Annotated in this window: 3 protein-coding genes and 4 pseudogenes; 4 read left to right on the top strand and 3 right to left on the bottom strand. The window is 51.3% G+C overall.

The features are described 5' to 3' along the window. Positions 1–8: 8 nt before the first annotated feature. Positions 9–1397 carry a Re/Si-specific NAD(P)(+) transhydrogenase subunit beta gene (gene pntB, locus OGV65_RS02970; RefSeq protein ID WP_286454585.1) on the top strand — a complete coding sequence of 463 codons (1389 nt, stop codon included), beginning with the start codon at positions 9–11 and terminating at the stop codon, positions 1395–1397. Between the two features lie 543 nt (positions 1398–1940). Here pntB and OGV65_RS02975 read toward each other — a convergent pair. Beyond that, positions 1941–3043 (bottom strand): annotated as a pseudogene (locus OGV65_RS02975) (IS110 family RNA-guided transposase). 83 nt (positions 3044–3126) lie between these two features. Here OGV65_RS02975 and OGV65_RS25385 point away from each other — a divergent pair. Both OGV65_RS25385 and OGV65_RS02985 read left to right on the top strand, forming a co-directional pair. Beyond that, positions 3127–3831, top strand: a pseudogene (locus OGV65_RS25385) (reverse transcriptase domain-containing protein). A 670-nt stretch (positions 3832–4501) separates the two neighbouring features. Beyond that, a pseudogene (locus OGV65_RS02985) lies at positions 4502–4636 on the top strand (IS110 family transposase); the annotation flags it as partial. 239 nt (positions 4637–4875) lie between these two features. On the opposite strand, the gene OGV65_RS02990 reads toward OGV65_RS02985, so the two are convergent. Next, entirely contained in the window at positions 4876–5664 is a 789-nt protein-coding gene (locus OGV65_RS02990; protein ID WP_286454587.1) for a zinc-binding dehydrogenase, read from the bottom strand. A gap of 37 nt (positions 5665–5701) precedes the next feature. On the opposite strand from OGV65_RS02990, the pseudogene OGV65_RS02995 reads away from it, so the two are divergent. Then, a pseudogene (locus OGV65_RS02995) lies at positions 5702–5950 on the top strand (transposase); the annotation flags it as partial. A 9-nt stretch (positions 5951–5959) separates the two neighbouring features. On the opposite strand, the gene OGV65_RS03000 reads toward OGV65_RS02995, so the two are convergent. After that, positions 5960–7111, bottom strand: a complete 1152-nt coding sequence (locus OGV65_RS03000; protein ID WP_191249251.1) for an IS30-like element IS30H family transposase — start codon at positions 7109–7111, stop codon at positions 5960–5962. Positions 7112–7174 lie beyond the last annotated feature (63 nt).

Genomic DNA, 7174 nt, shown 5'->3' on the forward strand with positions numbered 1-7174 from the left:
GAGTCGTTATGTCTGGAGGTCTTGTTACTGCGGCTTACATTGTTGCCGCGCTGTTGTTTATTTTTAGCCTGGCCGGCTTATCGAAGCATGAGACGTCGCGAGCAGGGATCGTTTTTGGTATCGCCGGGATGGTGATTGCACTGGCGGCGACCATCCTCGGTCCCCAGGCAGCCAATGTCGCATGGATCCTGGTAGCGATGATGGCCGGTGGAGGCATCGGTATTTTTCTCGCGCAGCGGGTGGAAATGACCGAAATGCCGGAGCTGGTGGCGATTTTGCACAGCTTTGTCGGCCTGGCGGCGGTGCTGGTGGGTATTAATAGCTACCTTGGCCATGCGCCGCTCGATGACACGGCCATGACGACTATCCATCTTGTGGAGGTATTTCTGGGGATCTTCATCGGAGCCATAACCTTTACCGGTTCGGTAGTGGCATTCGGTAAGCTGCGCGGGATCTTCGCGTCAAAACCGCTGATATTGCCAGGTCGCCACGGTATGAACCTCGCGGCTCTGCTGGTCTCTTTCGCCTTAATGCTCGTATTTGTACGAAGCGACAGCCTGCTGTGGCAGAGTCTGGCATTAAGCGTTATGACGCTAATTGCGTTGGCGTTTGGCTGGCATCTTGTCGCTTCAATAGGCGGCGCAGATATGCCGGTGGTTGTCTCGATGCTCAATTCCTATTCCGGCTGGGCGGCGGCGGCGGCGGGTTTTATGCTCAGTAACGACCTGCTGATCGTGACTGGCGCGCTGGTTGGCTCTTCCGGGGCTATTCTTTCTTACATTATGTGTAAGGCCATGAATCGCGCGTTCATCAGCGTCATCGCCGGCGGCTTTGGCAGCGCTGGTACGGCAACTGACGATAGCGCCCCGCAGGGAGAACATCGCGAATGCAGCGCTGCGGAAGTAGCTGAAGCGCTGAAAAACGCCCGTTCAGTTATCATTACCCCCGGCTACGGACTGGCGGTCGCCCAGGCGCAGTATCCGGTACAGGAATTGACCAGCCGGCTGATTGCGCTAGGCGTACAGGTACGATTCGGTATCCATCCGGTAGCCGGGCGTTTGCCGGGACATATGAACGTACTGCTGGCCGAAGCCAGAGTCCCCTACGATATCGTGCTGGAGATGGAGGAGATCAATGACGACTTCAGCGATACTGACATGGTGCTGGTGATCGGCGCCAACGATACCGTCAACCCGGCCGCACAGGAAGATCCAAGTAGCCCTATCGCAGGTATGCCGGTACTTGAGGTATGGAAGGCGCAGCAGGTGGTGGTGTTCAAACGTTCGATGAATACCGGTTACGCTGGCGTGCAAAACCCACTTTTCTTTAAAGAAAACACCATCATGTTGTTCGGCGATGCGAAAACGAGTGTGGAGGCGATCCTGACGCAGATCTAACCGATTAACGGTGTGCCGAAAACCAAGAAAAAGGTGCGCTGTTATTTCGCAACAAGGAAACGGTTGTTAACTCTTCCAGGGGGACCTCTGGTCTGCCAGGCGATAAAAAGATGGATGGGTGATGGGAAACAATTTAAACGTGTAAGAGATACCTCTGCTATGCTGAGGCTAGTCCCCCGACAAGTTCAGCACCGGTGGCAAGTAGGTTTCACTGAGCATAACAAAGTGCGGCAAGTCCTGCTGTTGCAGAGCTTCCATCAACTCAAACATCAGGATGTACCGAGCTGCGACGGAATGACATGGGACAGCTATGCACAAAACTCGCATGACAACCTCAGAGAATTCCACAGCAGACTTCAGAGGAGGCAATACAGACCCCGGCTGGCAAGGCAGGAGTTCATTCCCAAAGGAGATGGATCAGAAAGGCAACTGAGCATTCTCTGTCTGGAGGATAAAATCGTACAGCAGGCGGTGGTGACAGTGTTGAACTAAATCTATGAGGCTGACTTTCTGGGGGGACCCCTATTAAGTTGTCAAGCATGTTTATGACACAGCAGGGGTATAAAAAGTCCCGTCACGCATCATGGCGAACAGAGCGTCACTGCGGCGTCCTGCGAGAGCGATAAGCGCCTAGTTGTGTCGTTTTCCCAAGCTCATTTTGCGTGTGTAGTAAGCCCAGGATATCGGATCTCTGAGCGCCGCGAAGGCCGACAGAAACAGCGCCCGTTTGAGGATTTTATTACCCCGTCGCGAGGGATGTTCCCCGCGTATGTATGAGCCGGAATGTCGGGTTTCCAGGCTACGAGATGTGCGGTCGAGGCGAAGGCGCGGCAGGCGACCTCTGTGAGGAGTCTGGCTGTGATCCTGACACCGACTCCGGGCATGCTGGTCAGAACCGGGTAAAGAGGGGGAGTAAGAACTCGCTGTTCCACCTCAAGGGCTACTTCGTCTCTTTGCTTACGCAGAGTGATGAGCTGGAGTGCCAGATGTGGCAGAACAACGACAGCGGCGTTCGTGCCGGGAACGACGACGGCTTGCTGTGTCAGTGCCAGGGTGATATCTGCAGTAAGGCGCTTTCCCAGATGGGGCGCGAGTTTGCAGAGCTGGGTTGCCAGCTTCTTTTCACCCAGCGAAGCGAGTTTTTCGGGTGAGGGATATCGCTGGAGCAGATCGAGCACAGCCTGGTGATCCAGTCGCGGACCGAGAACGCGCTCCAGAGCCGGATGTATCTGGGTCAGCAGGCCGCGGATACGATTGCAGGTCTGCGTTGTCTGTGCAGCAAGATCATCATCGAAGCCGCAGAGCATGGAGAGTTCGGCGATTTGCTCGTCAGCCAGTTTTAGCGTGCGTAGCGCGTGAGGTAGGGTACGGGCAGCTTCGGCGATGATGGCCGCATCGCGGGCATCGGTTTTGGCTTCACCGACGGGTAACGCACCGATAGTGGCAGGCTGGTCAACAATCAGCAGTATCTGACCATGCTGTTTCAGCTCAGATATGAGCGACCTGAGTCTGGTTTCGTCGTTGGGTAATGTTTTATCGAACAGGCGTTTACCTGAACGATTAACGGCAACGGCGTGATGTGTGTCTTTACCAACATCAACGCCAATAAAGACCTGGGCAGATTCGTCATCGCTGGATTCGGTCATACTGTCTCCCTGTTTATACGGGTTAACCAGATAACCACGGGGAGCAGGCACCGGCATCCACGTTACAGACGGTCCCGACAAAGGTGCCTGACCTGACCCTTTGCTATCAGCGGTTACCTGCGCCCCACCAGACCCGGTTACATCCCCCCGGATCATGGACGACTGGGGGGCAGGAATCATGCCGGGTCTGGCTGGCTAACACTTCAAGTATAAGGGAAGGTAACGAGGCCTACGGATTCAGGCCGGGAAGAGGTCAGCACGACGCGCTGGATGCCTTGCACACAGCGATTATGATACAAAAGGTAAACTGGGTGCTGGATCTGGATATCAGTAAGTTCTTCGATACGGTGGAACACCACTGGCTGCTCAGGTTTCTCCGGCACCGGATTGAGGTTCCGTATATACTGAGGTTGATAAGGCAGTGGATCACGGTTGATGTGATGGATGAACGTGGTCATCGGTAGCGTTCGCGCGTTGGTGTCCCGCAGGGCGCGGTGTGTTCACTGTTGCTTGCAAACATCTATCTACACTACAGCTTTGAGCTGTGGCTAAACAAAAACCGAAAGTATGCGCAGGGGGACGTTGTGATGGTCAGGTACGCCGACGACTCCGTATTGGGATTCCAGAAACACCGGGATACCTTGGAGTGCTTGTCAGCCGCTGCCGCTGAAACAGCGGTTGGGGAAATTTGGACTGAAAGTCCCCCCGGAGAGAACCCGACTGGTTCGTTTTGGGCACTTTGCCCTGAGCCACTACAGGGAAGAGTAGGGAAAGCCCGGGACGTTTGATTTTCTGGGTTTTACCCACTATATAGGGCTAAACCGGGCAGGAAGCGCGGTCGTGATGAGCAGGACCAAACGTAGCCGCCGCCAGGCACAGTTGAAGACGATCAAACAGACACTTCGTAAACGCCTGCACGACAGGCCGGGGGAACCCGGTCGTTGGTTAAGGCGAGGAGTGGAAGGACACATAAATTACTATAGAGTTCCTTTCAACATGAAGGCCCTAAGTCAGTTTGTGGGGGAAGTGAAGCTACTGTGGCTGAAGTCACTGCGTCGACAGAGCCAGAGGCACAAAATGACATGGAAACGCTTCGGCCAGTTATGCAAACGTTGGTTGCCATCTCCTGGAATAGTCCACCCACATCCGATTGCTTCCACGCCCGGATCCGTGCGGGGGAGCCGGTAACGGCTATTCTTACCGCAACCCATTGAAATAAAATGGAGAATTTTTAAAAACGACTGGATATCCTGTTGATCAAGCATTTTTATTGGTACTGGCCGGATAGTTCCATACTGACAGGTCTCAGCAATAGTCTGTGCATCGTTATGATCATTTTTCTGGCGTCGCTTATAAGCTCTGACATGCTGAGTCGGAAGTTGGATCGCTTTATGACCGAGCTTTTGTATCGCCCTTGTCCAGTGATGCGATGTCCTCATTGCTTACAAACAAAAGAATATAGTCAGGTGTGTAGCCGGAGGACATATCAAAATGGAAGCAATACACTGCCAGAAATGCTATATCTCATGTGAAATCTATACACTGCTACGTAATCAAAACAGGCAGAGCAAAAGTACTCAAATAACGACTTGACTCTTAGAAGAGAGTCAGCAAAAGTAAGGCATTGGCTGCTTCACTAAAGGGCGTCCATCACGTCACTACAGTGTGGCGGAAAAGCAGTTCTGGCAGTCTCTACTGGCAGAACTGCTGAAATGGCTGACGGATATCCATAATTTAAAATAACTTAGATTTTTGTTAACAAAAAAGCTTCATTGTGTTTTCGTTACCCTAAATGCGGAAAGCTCAATTTTGCACCGTTGGTGACATCAGACTCATGCACGAATCGGATGAGTAATCACATTCTTGCCGAAACCAACGCTCGCGCTCTGTCCTGAGGCCACATTCTTCGATAGCGGGAGCAAGCCACTGGTCAGAGCAATCTGGGGAAACTCAAAACCATTCCCATAATGTTCTATTACCCAAGCAAATGCCTCGGATGCTCTTTCTGCATCTTGTTCGCGCTTAGGAATAAATACGGAACCAACACCATCAACATTTAATTGAGTGTCCTTGTACATGGTACAGAATGGCATTTTATAACACGAGTGCACTGTCATAGTAATGACTTCAGAATTCTTGTCACCACATGCCGCCGCTGTATCCGCTGTTTTAGCCGATGGTGAGCCGACAGCATCAAGAATTTTCGAAATTGGCTTCCCTAACCTTGCTGCGCGTTGGCGAGTCTGCTCAACGACGTCAAAATCCTCGTAATCGAAACATTCATCCGCCCCTAAACGTTTCAGTAGTTCAAAGTATTCCTTGGCCGCAATGACAAATATTGGTGAAACACTACGAGCACGTGCAAACTGTAGCACAGAGAGTCCGATAGAAGTTGTCCCTCCCCAGATCAGGAGAATACCTTCAGGATTCTGTTCTTCTTTACCAATCAAGGGATAGCCCAATAGATTAAAGAAGGCATCAGCCGCTGTTCTCACCACAACACCCATTGCGGCGGCTGCATAAAGAGGCATGTGATTCGGTACTCTAAATGCCTTGCCATCTGCGGGGTATAGAAGGTAGTTCTGATGAGCACCGTGAATCGCCACAGGTTTAACAGACACCTCAGAGTCATTTAAGATGACTTAAAGAGAGGTGCCCATGAGCGGTAAGCGTTATCCCGAAGAGTTTAAAATTGAAGCAGTCAAACAGGTTGTTGATCGCGGTTATTCTGTTGCCAGCGTTGCAACACGTCTCGATATCACCACCCACAGCCTTTACTCCTGGATAAAGAAGTACGGTCCGGATTCTTCCACTAATAAAGAACAGTCAGATGCTCAGGCCGAGATCCGCCGTCTCCAGAAAGAGCTGAAGCGGGTTACCGACGAACGGGACATATTAAAAAAAGCCGCTGTAGATTCAATCTGTCAACGCAACACCCCTTTCAATTATCTCTTTAGGTGTTTTGAACTTCAGTGTCTTTCTCGGTCTGTTGTTTAGCTGAGCTGCAACCTGATCCAGCTCATGTTGAGTATATTGGGCAAGGCATGTCTTTTTGGGAAAGTACTGTCGGATTAGCCCATTAGTGTTCTCGTTTGTTCCCCGCTGCCAGGGGCTCTGAGGATCGCAGAAGTAAACTTTAACTCCTGTGCTGCCAGTAAATTCCAGATGTCTGGCCAGTTCCATTCCTCTGTCCCATGTCAGTGATCGCCGGAGTTCAGGAGGTAAGCTCAGGAATTTATCTGTAAGAGCCTGATTCACTGATAAAGCGTCTTTGCCCCTGAGTCTCAGGATGATCGTATAACGTGATTTTCGGTCTACAAGTGTGGCTATATGGGAGTTTTTTGTACCCGAGACTAAATCGCCTTCCCAGTGTCCCAGAGAGCGTCTGTTATCGATATGCCGGGAACGTTCGTGGATTGGCGTTCCGTTCACTATGTTGATAGTGCCTCTTTCACCTTTGCGAGTATGGCGCCGGCCATGACGGAGGCTGTGCGATCGGCGCAGATGCTGTACGTTCAGGTGGTGTAGCGCTTCACGACTACGAAAGTAAAGCGTCTTATAAATTGTCTCAGGTGATATTCGTAGTGTTTTTTGACGCGGCTTCGCTCGCCTTAACCATCCTGATATTTGCTCTGGGGACCACTTCATCTCAAGCTTTTCCAGAACAAGCTCTCGCAACGGCATATTCTGATCCAGTAAGCATGGTTTTGGTCTTTTAGCCATTCTGTTGGCCCGGTTATTCGCATCAACGGCTTTGTAATAGCGCCTGCCACGATTACGCTGAACTTCACGTGAGATTGTCGAAGGGCTACGATTCAGCATTGTAGCGATGGCTCGAATGCTCATTTTAGCTGACAGACCGGCTCGTATTTCCTCGCGCTCAGACAGCGTCAGGTGAGCAACAGCTCGCTTGCGCTCATTGGGTTTTATGCCACCAGTATCTCTTAACATCGTGAAGATGGTTCCTGGTTTCGAGCCCAGGATATTAGCTATCTCACTGAAGCCTTTTCCGTTCTTCCACAGTTCAAAAACAGATGTTTTTTCCTTTGCTGTAAATGTCCGTCTCATCCAACAATCCTCCGCAACTACATGTTTTCACATGACTGTTGCGTTGACCAATTGAATCTACAG

The sequence above is a fragment of the Citrobacter sp. Cb004 genome (assembly GCF_030337065.1).
In the GTDB taxonomy this organism is placed as follows: Bacteria; Pseudomonadota; Gammaproteobacteria; order Enterobacterales; family Enterobacteriaceae; genus Citrobacter; species Citrobacter braakii.